This is a genomic window from Cognatishimia activa, assembly GCF_017798205.1.
Lineage (GTDB): Bacteria > Pseudomonadota > Alphaproteobacteria > Rhodobacterales > Rhodobacteraceae > Cognatishimia > Cognatishimia activa_A.
In genome coordinates, this window is the sequence record NZ_CP060010.1 from 2,048,810 (window position 1) to 2,064,619 (window position 15,810).

At 56.6% G+C, this 15,810-nt stretch carries 12 protein-coding genes; 5 read left to right on the forward strand and 7 right to left on the reverse strand.

Annotation, left to right across the window (positions count from 1 at the left end; translation table 11 throughout):
- Positions 1-32: 32 nt before the first annotated feature.
- From HZ995_RS10070 to HZ995_RS10095, 6 genes are all read right to left on the reverse strand, one after another.
- On the reverse strand, positions 33-443 hold the full coding sequence (locus tag HZ995_RS10070) for a universal stress protein (protein ID WP_209355534.1): 411 nt from the start codon (positions 441-443) through the stop codon (positions 33-35).
- Between the two features lie 40 nt (positions 444-483).
- Positions 484-1,791, reverse strand: coding sequence for a histidinol dehydrogenase (gene hisD / locus HZ995_RS10075; RefSeq protein WP_209355535.1), 1,308 nt, complete (start codon positions 1,789-1,791; stop codon positions 484-486).
- Between the two features lie 26 nt (positions 1,792-1,817).
- Complete coding sequence (locus HZ995_RS10080; protein ID WP_209355536.1) at positions 1,818-2,864, reverse strand: DUF475 domain-containing protein; 1,047 nt, start codon at positions 2,862-2,864, stop codon at positions 1,818-1,820.
- A gap of 3 nt (positions 2,865-2,867) precedes the next feature.
- Positions 2,868-5,336, reverse strand: a complete 2,469-nt coding sequence (locus tag HZ995_RS10085) for a TRAP transporter large permease subunit (RefSeq protein ID WP_209355537.1) — start codon at positions 5,334-5,336, stop codon at positions 2,868-2,870.
- A gap of 114 nt (positions 5,337-5,450) precedes the next feature.
- A complete protein-coding gene (locus HZ995_RS10090) occupies positions 5,451-6,545 on the reverse strand; it encodes a TRAP transporter substrate-binding protein (RefSeq protein WP_209355538.1) in 1,095 nt (364 codons plus the stop codon).
- A gap of 133 nt (positions 6,546-6,678) precedes the next feature.
- Positions 6,679-8,280: a GMC family oxidoreductase gene (locus HZ995_RS10095; protein WP_209355539.1), complete on the reverse strand. Its 1,602-nt coding sequence runs from the start codon at positions 8,278-8,280 to the stop codon at positions 6,679-6,681.
- Between the two features lie 108 nt (positions 8,281-8,388).
- Between HZ995_RS10095 and HZ995_RS10100 the strand changes: the two genes are divergently transcribed.
- The 3 genes from HZ995_RS10100 to HZ995_RS10110 all read left to right on the forward strand — a co-directional run bounded on the left by HZ995_RS10100 (position 8,389) and on the right by HZ995_RS10110 (position 12,277).
- Positions 8,389-9,156, forward strand: a complete 768-nt coding sequence (locus HZ995_RS10100) for an IclR family transcriptional regulator (protein ID WP_209355540.1) — start codon at positions 8,389-8,391, stop codon at positions 9,154-9,156.
- Between the two features lie 104 nt (positions 9,157-9,260).
- Positions 9,261-10,304 carry a pyridoxal-phosphate dependent enzyme gene (locus HZ995_RS10105; protein WP_209355541.1) on the forward strand — a complete coding sequence of 348 codons (1,044 nt, stop codon included), beginning with the start codon at positions 9,261-9,263 and terminating at the stop codon, positions 10,302-10,304.
- A gap of 212 nt (positions 10,305-10,516) precedes the next feature.
- Positions 10,517-12,277, forward strand: a complete 1,761-nt coding sequence (locus tag HZ995_RS10110) for a SulP family inorganic anion transporter (protein WP_209355542.1) — start codon at positions 10,517-10,519, stop codon at positions 12,275-12,277.
- 8 nt (positions 12,278-12,285) lie between these two features.
- On the opposite strand, the gene HZ995_RS10115 is transcribed toward HZ995_RS10110, so the two are convergent.
- Positions 12,286-13,545: a glycerate kinase type-2 family protein gene (locus HZ995_RS10115; protein ID WP_209355543.1), complete on the reverse strand. Its 1,260-nt coding sequence runs from the start codon at positions 13,543-13,545 to the stop codon at positions 12,286-12,288.
- A 165-nt stretch (positions 13,546-13,710) separates the two neighbouring features.
- Between HZ995_RS10115 and HZ995_RS10120 the strand changes: the two genes are divergently transcribed.
- Both HZ995_RS10120 and HZ995_RS10125 read left to right on the forward strand, forming a co-directional pair.
- Positions 13,711-14,637, forward strand: coding sequence for an XdhC family protein (locus HZ995_RS10120; RefSeq protein WP_209355544.1), 927 nt, complete (start codon positions 13,711-13,713; stop codon positions 14,635-14,637).
- Positions 14,638-14,730: 93 nt separating this feature from the next.
- Positions 14,731-15,810 carry an alcohol dehydrogenase family protein gene (locus tag HZ995_RS10125; RefSeq protein WP_245168639.1) on the forward strand — a complete coding sequence of 360 codons (1,080 nt, stop codon included), beginning with the start codon at positions 14,731-14,733 and terminating at the stop codon, positions 15,808-15,810.

The following is a 15,810-nucleotide window of genomic DNA, read 5'->3' on the forward strand; positions in this document are numbered from 1 at the left end:
CAATACCAACGCAAAAGTAGGGGAAGCCAATCCTACCGGGTGCGATGCACGTGAACGGCGCAGGCCGCGTGGCGAACAACTTTGGCAGCCGTAGAGCCCATCAAAAAATCGCTGACGCCCGGTTTGTGGGACCCGATCACGATACAATCAAACTGCCCGTTGTCGGCATACTCGATGATCGAGCGATAGGCATGGCCGTTTATGACTTCTGCCTTCACGCCCTCCAGATCCTGTGTTTTTTGCTTCAACAACTTCTCAGCAGCATCGAGGCCATATTCGATTGCATCCTCGCGCAAATAGGTGCTGACGGTGCCGCGCGGGATTTCATAGACATGAAGGGCCGTGATTTCACCGCCCTCCGACAACAACGCTTGAGCGGCTCCCAAAGTTTGTGGGGAAATGCCGTGGTCCAGTGCCAAAGGTACGAGTATCTTTTTATACATCCGTTGCCCTTTCTATTTGATGAACGAAAACTCCGCTGGCTTAGCCCTCAGCGCTAAGATCAAAGTTCTCGGTTGGGAAATATTTCGCCAAACGGACGTCCGCCGCCAAGGCATGGCCCTCCATGCCTTCCAGCCGCGAAATTCGCGCTGTGGCTTGGGCGACTTGCTTGGCACCTTCGCGGGTAGCGCGTTGCCAAGTGACGATCTTCATGAATTTGTGCACGCTTAAGCCGCCCGTGTAGCTGGCCGCACCGGAGGTTGGCAGCACGTGGTTCGTGCCAGCCGCCTTGTCGCCATAGGACACGGTGGTTTCTTCACCCAAGAACAAAGAGCCATAGCAGCTCAGTCGCTCTAGCCACCAATCCAGGTCCGCGGCCTGCACGGTAAGGTGCTCTGGCGCATAGTCGTCAGAGGTGGCAGCCATTTCTTCGCGGTCGTCGCAAACAATGACTTCCGCATAATCGCGCCACGCGGCTTCGGCGTTTTCGCGGTTCAGGTCTGGCAGCTTGGCGATCAGGTCGGGCACCCGGGCCAACACGTCTTCAGCCAGAGGCTGATCATCGGTGACCAGCCAAACCGGAGAGTTATAGCCATGCTCTGCCTGACTGACCAAATCGGTCGCGACGATATGCGGATCTGCATCTTTGTCAGCAAGGATGAGGCTGTCCGTCGGGCCTGCGATCATGTCGATGCCAACGCGACCATAAAGCGTACGTTTGGCCTCTGCCACGAACTGGTTGCCCGGGCCGACGATGATATTGGCTTTGGGCTGACCAAAGAGGCCGAAGGCCATGGACGCCACGCCCTGAACGCCTCCGATGGCCATGATTTTATCTGCGCCACAGACATGGGCGGCATAGACAATCGCGGGATAGAGCCCGACACCGGGCTGCGGGGCAGAGCAGACGGTAATGTGCTCGCAGCCCGCCACTTTGGCTGTGGTCACAGTCATGATGGCACTGGCGATGTGTCGATAGCGACCTGCGGGCACGTAACAGCCCGCCGCTGCCACTGGGATCGCTTTTTGACCAGCTATGAAGCCCGGGTTCACCTCGTACTCTACGTCAGACACCGTGCCCTTTTGCACTTCGGCAAAACGGCGGATGTTGTCGCGGGCAAAGAGGATATCTTCTTTCAGCTTCTCGGGCACAAGCGCGCTTGCGGCCTCGATTTCCTCGGGTGTCAGCTGCACATTGCCGTCGTATTTGTCGAACTTTTTCGCGTATTCCAGCGCAGCTTCTTCACCGCGTTCTTCAATGTCCGCAAGGATGCCAGCAACGATGGCCGTCGTCTCGCCTGCGTCAGAACGCGAGGTTAGAGCAGCCTTTTTCAGATAGTTTCGTGCCATAGGCCCGTCCTTTTCTTGGCGAAAGCTTAGGCTTCCCGTTTGTTGTGAATAATAGAGGCGTAAAAGGCCAAGCCGATCAGGCCGATGCCGACGCCTCCGGTGATGAGTTCATGCACATGGGTCAGCGATTGCAGGAACATGACAATCGACAGTGCAAAGATGGAATAAAAGGCGCCGTGTTCGAGATAGCGGAACTCGGCCAGCGTGCCGCGTTCCACCAGCATGATGGTCATAGAGCGCACATACATCGCGCCAATGCCCAGACCGATGGCGATCAAGAGGATATTGGCGGTCAAAGCAAAGGCCCCGATGACCCCGTCAAACGAGAAACTTGCATCCAAGACCTCGAGGTACAGGAACGCACCCAGCCCGCCTTTGGCCCCGATTTCAGCAGTCTTACCCGCAATATTGTCGAGGTATGTGCCAAGACCGTCCACCAAGGTGAAAACCAACAGGCCCATGACCGCAGAGGTTAGGAAGGGCGCAAGCTTATAGTCAGGCAGATACTGGGCGATGATCAGGACAATCACGAGGACCAACGCGATCTCAAAGCCTCTGATAGAGCCCCATTTGCGCAGCTGACGCTCAACGCTTTTGACCCAATCCACCGACTTGTCTTCGTCAATAAAGAACTTGAGCGCCACCATCATCAGGAAGGTGCCGCCAAAGGCCGAGATCGGCCCATGCGCATGGCCGATGATCCGCGAGTATTCATCCGGATCCGCGAGCGCGAGATGCATGGCCGCAAAAGGATTGATCCAGGCAAAAATTGCAACAATCGCCAGCGGAAAGACGATCCGCATGCCAAAGACCGCAATCAAAATTCCCCAGGTCAGAAAACGTCTTTGCCAGACCGGCGTCATCTCTTCGAGCTTGTTGGCATTGACGATCGCATTGTCAAAAGACAACGCGATCTCTAGTGCCGCCAGAACCGCCCCCACAAAGAGGAAGGACATGATGCCCCGCATGTCTCCCTCGGTGGCAAAGCCGAGCCACCCAGAGAGCCCCAGACCGATCACCGTCACGATGAGCGGCCATTTGAGGTAGGACACAGTGCTGCGTTGTGCGCTCATGTCTTAGTTCCCCGACATGACTTCTGGGAGCCAGAGCACGAGTTGCGGGAAGAGGAACAGCAAGATCAGACCAAAGAGCTGCACCAACATGAACTGCATCATGCCTAGATAGATGTCCTTAAGATCCCAGTTCGGCACAACGCCCTTCAGGAAGTAGGCCGAGAGCGCCACAGGCGGCGAGAGCCAGGCGGTTTGCAAGTTCACCGCAACCAGGATCCCGAACCAGACCATCATGTCATAGCGATCCAGCCCATAGACATCGAGCGCCTCAACAGTTGGCAGAAGGATCGGAACAACGATCAGAACGATCGGCACCCACTCCAGCGGCCAACCCAAAAGGAAGATCAGCGCCATCACGAGGATCAGGATCAGATAGGGTGACATATCCAGACCCAGCAGGAGTTCTGTCATCATCTTAGGTGTTCCAAGAGCCGAGAACTGCGCACCAAAGAAGTTGGACGCGGCCACAAGGAACATGATCAGAACCGTGATCTCGAGCGCTTTGATCAGGCTGTCAAAGAAGCTTGGGATCGTGAACTTGCGATAGCCAATCGACAGAAGGATCGCACCAAAGGCCCCCATCGCCGCGGCTTCTGCAGGGGTTGCGAGACCCAAGAGGATCGAACCCAAAGCAAAGGAGATCAGGATGGTGGGTGGCATGAGGCCGGCAAAGAACTCATCCCACAGATCCGAGAAGTAGAAGGAGTCATCGGCTTCGCGGCTGTAGATCGGACGCCCCAAGATCGCCAAGAGCACGGTGAAGGCTCCGAAGATCGTGGACCAGATCGGCAGCTCGCCGCCCGCCATATTCGCGGTGATCATATAGAGGTGGAAGATGACCGCGATTGGCACGACGATGCGCAGCACGTTCAGGCGACGGTAAGCCGCGTAAGCGACTGCCAGAACAATCGCCAGAACGATCAGCCCCGCGAAGGGCACGGTGCCAGCGAAGGCGCCACCAAGGCTCAGACCAAAGACACGGCAAACCGTCAGAACAACTAGACAGATCAGGGCAACCTCTGCGCCATAGAACTTTGACGTCTCTGGTTGGTCTTCGTCGGCCAAAATCGGGCCGAGTTCAGGGTTCAACCAGCAGCGCCCCAATGTGTAGAGCAGATAGAGCGACGCCAACAACGCGCCCGGAATGAACGCCCCCCGGAACAGGTCGAGCGTCGAGACCTCAAGCACAGGCCCCATAACGATCAACATGATCGACGGCGGGATCAGAATGCCGAGCGTACCACCCGCTGTGATCGTACCGGCGGCAAGCTGCACGTTATAGCCAGACCGGCTCATCGTTGCGCCCGCCATGATGCCCAAGAGCGTCACTGACGCGCCCACGATACCGGTGGCCGCTGCAAAGATCGTCGACACGATCAGAACCGCAATGAACAAGGCGCCGCGCACCCGCGCCATGATCATCTGGATCGAGGCAAAGAGCCGCTCCATCAGACCGGCGGCTTCCATCACGATCCCCATGAGGACAAACAGTGGCACCGCCATCAGCTGGTCATTCAGCATGGTGGAGTTGGTGTTCAGCGTCATCAGCAGGGTGGTGAGCTTAAAGTTCGCACCCCAGATGCCGAAAACAAAGGCCAAGAAGATCAGCGTGAAGGAAATCGGGAAGCCGATGAAGATCACGAAGAGCATCGCAAAGAGCATGATCAGACCGATGGTCGGTTTGTCCAGCTCCGGACGCGCGCTCATAACACCAGTGAACCATTCGCCACCCGGCACCAGTTGAGGTGCAAAGATCGCAAGGATCAGCCATGCCAGTGCAATCACATAGACGGGCAGGGCGCGGACAAACAGCTTCTCGCGCTCTTTGCCCATCTTATGGAAGGCTCGGAAAATCTCGGGAATACCCTGCAGCATCAAGAGGAAGCCACCGACCGGCATCGCAGTCCGTGCTGGCCACAGCAGCGGGCCCCATGCACTGTCAATCGCCATCGTCTCGCCCGTAGAATAGGCAAGCCACCAGAATTGGCTGGCAACGATGGTGAAGAAAATCATCGAAGGCATGAAGAACAAGAGGTACAGCAAGGCATCCACTGTCGCCTGCGTCTTGCTCGACCAGTTCCTGTAAAGGAAATCGGCGCGAATATGCACACCGCGCATCAGGCCATAGCCCGCGGCGGCCATAAAGAGCACGCCCGCAATCATCCGGCTGGTGTCATAGACCCACAGCGTTGGCCCTAAACCCAAAGAACGGGCAAGGTCTTCGAACCCGGCATCCTGCAGGATCGCAAAGGAGTTCCGGGAAATAACCTCATAAACCACCACAACAATCAGCGGCACCATCAACAGCGCGATGATCTGACCGGCGCGATAGTTGATGACGTCAATGGCCGCCGTAATCGGGCGTTGCCAGGCCGACATGTCCTCGGGCGTTTCTCCCGGAGCTTCAGCGCGTCGTTCGGCAATCAGCTCGTCAGCTATTTCCAGATCTTCTGGATTTGGTTCGTCAGCCATGTGGTTCCCTCCCCAAGCCGTGGATTTGCCCACGGCATTCTTTTGGCCAAAACGCCCCCAAGAGGCGCTTTGAGCAAAAGAACGGCCGGGCCCCGAAAGGCCCGGCCAATGTGATTATTTCAGAGTGTCCGCGAAGGCACGGCCAAGACCTGCGTTCGAGGTCTGAGCACCGGCCCAGAATGGAACTGCCACTTCAGCAAAGGCACGCTGGGATGCCCATACTTCTGCGAAGAAGTCGTTCTCATCTGCTGCAGCCTGCAGAGCTTTCGCTGCCGCTGCAGAATACTCGGTGAAGTAATCCGCTGGAGTATCCTCAAGGATAACACCGTGGTTGTCTGTCAGGTCTTTCAGAGCCTTACCGTTTTCAAGAATACGGTAGGACATGGACTTGGACAGAGACGCGTTTGCCGCAACTTCCAGAGCTTTCTTCTCAACGTCAGACAGGGAGTCATAGAAGTCGCCGTTTACATACATGTCGGCGTTCACAACAACCTGGTGCAGACCTTGCAGATAGTAGTGCTTCAGCACTTTCTGGAAACCAAACACGGAGTCAGGCTTCGGGCAGCACCATTCTGCCGCGTCGATTGTGCCTTTTTCCAGCGCTGGCAGGATGTCACCGCCGCCCATTGCGACCGCAGGAACACCGATGTCAGCATAAGCAGCACCAACCATGCCTGGAGGGGCACGGAAACGCATCTGACGGAAGTCATCCATGGATTTGATTGGCTCTGGGAACCAACCCAGTGCTTCTGGGCCAACAGGCTGCAGCATGAAGCCTTTGACGTTTACGCCCATTTCGTCCCACAGACGGTCATACAGCTCTTTACCGCCGCCATACTGGAACCAGCTCAGGAATGCGATGTTGTCCATGCCGACGCCGGCACCCGCAACAGGCGCACCAAAGAGGTTCGCTGCAACGTGCTTACCACCCCAGTAGTGGGTCCATGCAAAGCCACCTTCGACCAGGCCCGCGTCAACCGCGTCCATGATGTCACGTGGGCCAACGACCGCGCCAGCTGGCAGTACTTCGATGGTCAGGGAACCACCTGTCAGAGCAGCAACGTCTTTGCCGAATTCGTTCAGCATAAAGACTTCGTCTGCAGTGTTAGGCAAAACCGACTGGATGCGCAGAACTTTTTCCGCCATCGCCGAGGTCGCCATAAGCGCCAATGTTGCGGCACCTGCCGCTACATGTCTTAGTTTGAACATTTATTGTCCTCCCATTTAAAAACCTTCGTCGTTCTTTTTGGTCCCGAGGCTGAAGGCATTGCCTCAGAGTTTGTTGGGGTCTGAAGTGACCCGAAATCCGTGCCGGAAACCGACAAGAATAGCGCGGCGCACATCATGTTCTCGCATCCTCCAATACGAGATCGGCGGCTTTTTCGCCGATCATGATGCACGGTGCATTGGTGTTCCCACTGACGATGGTCGGCATGATCGACGCGTCTGCAACGCGCAGCCCGTCGATGCCTTTGACCTTGAGACGAGGGTCGACGACGGCTTTGTCGTCGATGCCCATCTTGCAGGTGCCAGTGGGGTGATAGATCGTCACGGCAGTACGCCGCGCCCAATCCAATGTTCCTTCGAAATCGTCAAACGCCACATCTTTGCCCGGTGCGTGCTCTTCCGAGATATGCGCCTTGAGAGGGGCTGTGTTCGAGATCTTGCGGGCAATCTGGATGCCTTTCACGATGGTTTTGCAGTCAAGGTCCGTCGCCAGATAGTTCGGGTGAATTTCCGGATGATCATCCATATTCGCCGAGCGGATTTTCAGATGCCCGGCACTTTCCGGGCGCAATTGCAGAACCGAGGCCGTAAAGGCCGAGAATTTATGCGGGCCATCCGCCGGTTTGTCCGCGCTCCATGGTTGGATGTGGAACTGAATATCTGGAGTCTCTAAATGCTCTTCGGTCTTGAGGAACCCAGTGCCAAGGCTTGCCGCCATGGTCATTGGGCCGCGCTGTGTCAGCGCATATTGCATCGCGATCAAACCCTGTTTGAAGACGTTGCTGGCCTCTGTGTTGATCGTGCTGAGATCGGTCTTATAAACGGGCCGCGCTTGCAGATGGTCTTGCAGGTTCTTGCCCACGCCGCTCAGCGCTGCATTGACTTCGATGCCATGTGGCTTGAGCTCTTCAGGGTCTCCGACGCCCGATAGCATCAGGATCTGAGGTGAACCAATTGCGCCAGCGCTTAGGATCACCTCGCAGCGCGCAGAGATGGTTTGCATCTCGCCGCCGAGCCGTACACGGATACCAGTGGCGCGGCCGTCTTCGATCAGAACTTTCTCTGTCTGCGCGCCAGTGATGATGGTCAGGTTTGGACGGTCTTTTGCGGGCCGCAGATAAGCGACCGCAGAAGAACACCGACGTCCGCCCTTCATGGTCAGTTGGAAATACCCGACACCCTCTTGGTCTTCGCCATTGTAATCTGGCGTGCGCTTGTACCCCGCAGCCACAGCAGCATCGAGCCACTTGTCGACGACCTCGCGAGTTAGCCGCGAGTCCTGAACTGACAGCGGCCCGTCAGAGCCGCGCACATCGTTGGAATGTTCGCCATGCCAGGTCTCGGCACGCATAAACAGGGGCTTCACACTGTCCCAGGACCAGCCTGTGCACCCAAGCTGCGCCCAGTGATCATAGTCCTGAGGCTGTCCGCGTACATAAAGCAATCCGTTGATAGAGCTCGACCCGCCCAGAACCCGACCTCGCGGCCATGCAATCGCGCGACCCGCGATCCCTGCGTCGCTTTCGGTGACATAGCGCCAATCCGTATTCGGGTTACCCATCGTGCGGAAATATCCGACCGGAATATGGATCCACGGATTGCGATCAGGTGGTCCTGCCTCGACAAGCGCAACGCTGTAGCGTCCGTCCTCTGACAGACGGTTCGCGAGCGCACATCCGGCAGAGCCGGCACCAACAACTACGAAGTCAAACTTCATTTACCACCTAAATATCAAAAATTGAGACTTTTAATCTCGATTTTGGTAAAAAAGCACGGTATCGTGATTCGCGGAAATTGCACTAACTTTTTTTCGGAGACATTCGATTTGTCGGAGAGCGACCGTATCCCAACCAACCTCAGAACCCTGTTGATCCTTGAGATATTGGGCAAAAGCGATCGGGCGATGTCGGCCACTGAGATCAATGATCAACTTGGGCTGCCCAAGCAAACGGTCCACCGGCTATGCGCAACACTGGAAGAAAACGGTTTCCTCACCCGTCCGGGCAATGCCAAGAAGTACCAGGTGGCACGGCGGTTGCGAGACCTTGGGTCAGGGCTCTTGCACAACTCCAGAGATCACATTGCGCGTCACCAGATCCTCAAGGAAGTGGCCGCTCAGGTGGGCGAAACTGTGAACTACGCCGCGCCGGGTAATTCCGGAATGCATTATCTGGATCGTGTCGAAACAGATTGGCCATTTCGCATCCAGCTTCCCATTGGCACAAGCGTTCCGTTTCATTGCACCGCAAGTGGCAAGACGTTTCTGGCCAGTCTGACACCGAAAAACCGCGAAGCGATAATATCGTCTCTGGATCTCAAACAGATGACGCACAAGACCCACAGCGATCCCGATGTTTTGCTGGCCGAATTGCGCAAGATCCGCAAGCAGGGGTATGCGCTGGACGAAGAGGAGTTTATGGACGGCATGATAGCTATTGCCGTTCCAGTCGTTGATCCGCAGGGACGCTTCGTGGCCGCGGTCGCGTACCATGGCCCAACGCAGCGCATGACTTTGAACGAAGCCGTGGAGCGCAAAGATCTCTTACTTGTCGCCGCAGAGAAACTCAGCACTGTCCTGTTTCAAGTTGACTGAGCTTTCTTACGATGGTTCCTGAACGACCAAATGATGGCGTCTGGTTGTCTTGAGGTTTTCTTAAGAACGACTTTATGTGCCGCCAGCTATCTCGGAGGCGATGAATGGAATTGTTGCAAAACACGTTGCGTGGCGGCGGCAAGATCGCGGAAAACGCACCTTTTCCTTCTGTGGACGAAACGCGTGTCGAGGTTCTTCTGCGCCATTTCGACGGCGATGTCACAACGCCATTGGTGGATGCGAATAGATTGGCCTCGGTTGGCGCGTTCTGGGTCAAGGACGAACGAAGCCGCATGGGGTTGGGCTCTTTCAAAGCGCTCGGCGCGGCCTATGTGATCGCGCGTCAGGCGTCAGACCTCAACAAGGCTCCCGATGCCGACACGTTGAAGGGGCGCACCTATGTGACCGCGAGTGCTGGCAATCATGGAATTAGCGTTGCGAGTGGCGCGCGCATGTTCGGTGCAGAGGCTGTCGTCTATATTGCCGAAACAGTTCCCGTCGCGTTTGAAGACCGACTAAAAGGCTTTGGCGCCAGCGTGATACGCGAAGGTGCTGATTATGCCACATCCATGCAGGCTGCGGCTCAGGCGGCAGAGGCGCAGGGCTGGATCCTGTTGTCGGACAGCTCTTGGGAAGGCTATGTCGAGCTGCCGTACATCTTGATGGAAGGCTATCTACAGATGGCCCATGAGGTGGTGTCTCAATGCGCTGAAGTGCCTACGCATGTTTTCCTTCAGGCTGGCGTGGGCGGCATGGCCGGAGCGGTCGCGGCCTATATCCGCAAGGTCTGGGGCGACGAGCCGCGGATCATAGTCGTTGAACCAGAGGCCGCGCCTGCTTTGCTGGCCAGTGTGCGTGCGGGCACTTGTGTCTTTGCGGATGGGCCAGACAGCATCATGGGGCGTTTGGATTGCAAAGAGCCTTCGTTGATTGCCCTAAATGGTCTTGCCCGCGACGCAGATGATTTCCTAACGATCAGTGACGACGACGTAAGACAGCGCCTACCGCAAATGGCGGCCTCGGACCTTGCCACGACTGCATCTGGAGGGGCGGGCATAGCCGCTGCGATGATGCCAGAGGTGCAGGAGGCTTTGGGCATTGGACCAAGATCTCGCATTCTGTGTTTTCTGTCTGAGATTCCTGAATAGAGGTCAAATGCTGTGCGCCGTTTTCGGGCGATAGGCGCTGGGTTCGCCCGAAGTTGCACTGCAGCAGTTTGGACATCGTACTAATACTGTGGGGCTATGCGTCGTTCTGCGCAGCAATTAAACGACCCCCGAACTGTTGACCTTTTGGTCGAGTCGGGCTTAAGGCGAGCGCACACAGCTCTTCACGTCCCCAAAAAGTAGAGGTAAGCCTTATGCGGCCAAGCCTATCTAGCCTATTTCCAGCGCGTCTTTGGATTAACAAAGTCTCGCCGGATAGCCTGAGAGCTGATCTTTTCGCTGGATTTTCCAATGCGGCCATCGTCGTGCCGCAAGGCGTGGCATTCGCAACGATTGCAGGGCTGCCTCCGGAGTACGGGCTGTACACAGCGATGATTACCGCTGTTGTCGCTGCTCTTTGGGGCTCGTCCATGGTGATGATTTCCGGGCCGACGACGGCGATCTCAGCGCTATTGTTTGCAACCTTGCAGGACCTGGCTGTACCGGGATCCGCGGAATTCATCCAATTGGCACTGTTGCTCACAGTGATGGTAGGCGTCTTTCAGATGCTAGCGGGGATCGCACGACTCGGAGGGCTTGTATCCTTCGTTTCGCATTCTGTCATGACCGCATTCACCGCAGCAGCAGCTGTTTTGATCGGCGTCAGCCAGTTGGCGGGTGCACTTGGCTTACACGTGGAAGGTGGCGGCAATGTTCTGGAACGTCTGATCCGCGTCGGAGAAGCCATTTCAGAAACCAATATGTCTTCGACCATTGTGGCGGCAGTGTCTCTGATTTCCGTTGTGATCTTGCAGACCTATGCCAAACGTTTGCCAGGCTTCCTGATCGCGCTGATCCTGGGGGCGGCTGTGGCCTATGCCATGGGAGGCGCTGAGGCCGGTATTGCCATGGTCGGTGAATTGCCCTCGGCCTTCCCAATCTTCGCTCCACCGACAGAAAACCTGAACAAACTGGCGGACCTGGCGCCGGCGGCTTCTGCTATCGCACTTGTTGGCCTGCTCGAAGCGATCTCGATCGGCCGCGCTTTTGCGGTGCGGCGTCACGAGAAATTTGACGCGAACCAAGAAATGATCGGGCAGGGCCTGTCCAACACCGTCGGCGGTTTCTTTCAGTGCTATGCGGGGTCTGGCTCGTTCACACGCTCTGGCGTCAACGCTGAGGGCGGCGCGCAAACGCCACTGGCGGGTGTTTTTGCCAGCATGTTTCTTGCCCTGATCCTTCTGCTCTTTGCCCCGTTGATCAAGTTCATCCCGGTTCCGGCCATGGCAGGTCTGATCCTGTTTGTGGCCTGGCGTTTGATTGACCGCAAAGAGCTGCATCACGTGATCACAACCAGCCGCCCCGAGACAGTCATTCTGGTTTTGACACTTGGCGCTGGGCTGTTCATCGAGCTGGATTTCGCGATCTATGTCGGCGTGATCGCGTCCTTTGCTGTGTTCATCTACGAAAGCTCTCACCCGTCTATTGTCGTCAGCGCACCTGCAGTAACCAAATCAGGACGCCGCAAATTCCGCAACGCAGACACTCATAAAATCCCGGAATGCCCTCAGATCGTATCGATCCGGATTGATGGTCCTTTGTATTTCGGATCCGTCGACCACGTCGAAGAAGAGTGGGACAAATTCCGTGCGGCGCGTCCTAACCAGACGCATGTGATTTTCTATCTCAAAGGTTTTGGTAAAATCGACTTGGCCGGCGCTGATTTCTTGATCCGTCATATCCGCGAAATTCGCGCTGCTGGTGGCAGTTTCCGTATCGTGGCGCTCTTCCCGCCCTTGCTGCAGAGTTTGCGGCGCTTCCATGTGATCGAAGAGATCGGCGAAGACCACCTGCATATTTCAAAGGGTGAAGCCTTGGATGCAGCGACCAAAGAGTTGAACAACGACATCTGCGCGAACTGCAAGAAACGCGTGTTCACGGAATGCGCGGATTTGCCCGGCGGCAACAAAGCCTAAAATTGCGACTACTCAGCGCGCAGGAATATCTGCAAGTCCGCGACATTGGTGCCCGTCGCTCCGGTGATCAATAGATCGCCGGATGCCTCGAGCGCTTTATAGCTGTCGTTTTGGTCCAGAAAGTCTGACAAAGACAGATCCTGTTTTGCCAAACGTGCGAGCGTTTGATCGTCCACGACTCCTCCTGCGGCATCGGTCGGGCCATCCCGTCCGTCTGTGCCACCGCTCAGAAAGACCCATGCGCCGGGCATGCCCCGGCGTTCGGCCTCTTGTGCGACGCGCAACGCAAGCTCTTGATTCCGGCCGCCTCGGCCTGACCCTTTCAAAACCACGGTGGTCTCTCCGCCAAAGGCCAAGGCTTTGCCCGCGGGCAGTCTCAGTGCCTCGCCGACAACGCGCTCTGCAGCCTCCTGGACGTCTCCTTCAAGCGGATTTGGGCTGATGTCAGCGTTGAGTGCAGCGGCCATAGCCGACAGGGAGAGGCCGTTAGACCCGATCAAATGCGCTTCGGGTTCCGGTTGGCCTTCTAGCGGTTTTGGCGTCAAAAGTGCATCCCGCACAGAGGATGGACATTGCTCCCACACCCCAGCTGACTGCAAAATCTCGCGGGCGTCATCAGAGGTGCCTGCTCGGCTCAACGTAGGGCCGCTGCCAACGAGTCGCATGTCATCGCCCAAAACATCGGACAGAACAAAACTGATCACGCGCGCCGGAGCCGCTGTCGCCAAAAGCCCGCCGCCTTTGGTGCGGGACAAAGACTGGCGGACGATGTTCATGCTGCCGATGTCCAGGCCTGATCCGAGCAGAAGTTCGTTGACTTTGATCTTGTCAGCGAGGCTCACGCCATCAATCGGTGCTGGCAGCAATGCTGACGCACCACCTGACACCAGTGCAAGGATGACATCGCCGTCTTTGGCGTCGCGAAGCATATCCTCTGCGCACAGAGCAGCCTCAGCCCCTTTCGCGTCTGGAACAGGATGGGCCGCGGCCAAGATCTCGATCCCGTCGCATTGCGTATCGTTTTCATAGTTCGTGATCGCCAATACGCGGCGCGGCTCAAAGGGTCCCAATGCCTCAAGGGCGGCTTGCGCCATACCTACTGCTGCTTTGCCAAACGCGAGGATATAGAGATCGCCAGCGACCCGATTTGGGTCGAAATGCGCGTGTATGGCCGCCGATGTCGCCCTCTTTGGGTCTGCTGCCTGAACGCCCCGCTGAAACGCGAATTCAGCCTGTTCGCGCAGCGCAGCTCGTGGATTGTCATTCATGGCGGCCTCCCTTTTTCGTAGGCGTAAGCGCTTTGTCGAACATACGCAACACAGAGCCTTGCACCATATGCAAATCGAACTTGCACCAAGCAAAACAGGTTGTGTCTTGGCCATTTGCCGGCGTCAGCCTAATACTGCATCACTTGTCAACGAACCGAGTCCCCCATGGCCCCTTTGCCTATTGACGAAAGCAGCAGCATCGCGCCCGTTTTGTTCCTTGCAGAGACAAGCGAACCGGCTGTTCTTGCCGTTATCACGGACATTGAAGGTCCGTCCTATCGTCCCTTGGGTGCGATGATGGCCTTGACGGCCTCTGGCACGCGCGTCGGGTCGCTGTCGTCCGGCTGTGTCGAGGCAGATATCGCTTTGCATGCTGAGCGTGCTCTTGAAGCAAACATGCCCAAAGTGGTTCGATACGGGCGTGGGTCGCCTTTCGTAGATATCCAGCTGCCCTGTGGCGGGGGGTTGGAAATCACGCTGATCCCAAACCCTGACCGCAGCGTCTTGCAAACCGTCGCTGAGCGTTTAACGGATCGTCAGCCCTGCGCCTTGTCGTTTGATATGGGAAGCCGAGACATTACTGTAGGTCCGGCCCAAGACACGGGAATTGACGGTGCACGGTTTCACATTCGCCTTGATCCGGAAATCTACTTTTACGTCTTCGGGAAAGGCCCAGAAGCCGTCACTTTTGCCGCGCTTGTTCAATCTGCCGGGTTCCCCAATATCCTGTGTTCACCGGATCATGAAACCCTCGAAGCAGCTGCAATCGGCGGAAGTGAAACACATCATTTAACCTCTGCCCGTTTCCCAGCTGATTTTGCCCCTGACGCACGATCTGCTGTGGTGTTGTTTTTCCACGATCACGACTGGGAGCCAGAAATTTTAAAAGGCGCGCTTGCATCCAAAGCCTTTTATATCGGGGCGCAAGGCAGCAAACGTTCAGCCGCAGCACGTCGTGCTCAGTTGATGGCTTTAGGTACAGCAGAGAGCGACCTAAAGCGACTGAGAGGGCCAATCGGGCTTATCCCATCCGCGCGTGATGCCCGCAAATTGGCGGTTAGCGTTTTGGCCGAGGTGATGAACGAAGGCTGATCTGTCGCTTTTGAACCTAAATTTGAGACGCAAACGGATTGCCGCGCGTGTCAAAGAGTGGTTGCCTTGTCCTAACTAGGGAAGGGTGCGGCAATGGATTTACCAAAAACGATGCGGGCGATGGTCACAATGGGCCATGGGGATTTGGATAAAATGGTCTGGCACGAGGACTGGCCCCGCCCGGATCCGGGCCCTGGCGAAGTCTTGCTGCGCGTGCGCGCTTGCGGGTTGAACAACACTGACGTGAATACGCGGTCTGGATGGTATTCCAAAACAGTTGAATCCGGGACAACCGGAGGCGCATTGGATGCGGCCTCCGAGGATGCAACTTGGGGCGGGGCTGCCGTGACATTCCCGCGGATCCAGGGGGCCGATGTATGCGGCGAAATCGTCATGGTCGGCGAAGGTGTCGCCGCCTCGCGCGTCGGAGAACGCGTTATTACGGACAATTGGCTGCGCGACAAAAACGATCCATTGAACAAGTCCAAAACGGGGTACTACGGGTCCGAGCGCGACGGCGGGTTTGCCGAATACACGGTTCTTCCGGCTGAAAACGTGATTGCTGTAAACTCTGATTACACAGACGCGGAACTCGCCACGTTTTCCTGCTCATACTCTACTGCCGAGGGCATGCTAACCCGGGCCAAGGTGGGGGGTGACGACACTGTTTTGGTGCCAGGCGCGTCTGGCGGGGTCGGCGGTGCGGTGGTTCAGTTGGCCAAACGACGAGGCGCGCGCGTTGTTGCGCTGGCTTCAGAGGCCAAACACGCGGAAGTATCCGAACTTGGGGCGGATGTCGTGCTCCCTCGTGCGCCTTCGAATTTGAAGCAGCTTCTGCAATCCGAGTCTATCACGGTTCTGGCTGATGTGGTCGGTGGGGACAATTGGCCAGTTTGGATAGACCTACTTGAACGCGGCGGGCGCTATACCTGTTCAGGTGCCATTGCCGGTCCGATGGTGTCTTTTGACCTGCGTACGTTCTATCTGCGCGATTTGACGTTTACCGGCTCGACCGTGATTGATCCTGAAGTCATGCCCAATCTGGTCCGCTACATCGAAAGCAAGCAGATTAAGCCCGTTTTGGCGGCAACTTATGACCTTAAAGACCTGCACGAAGCGCAACGAGTGTTTATCGCCAAACAGCATACTGGAAATATCGTGGTTACCCCATGA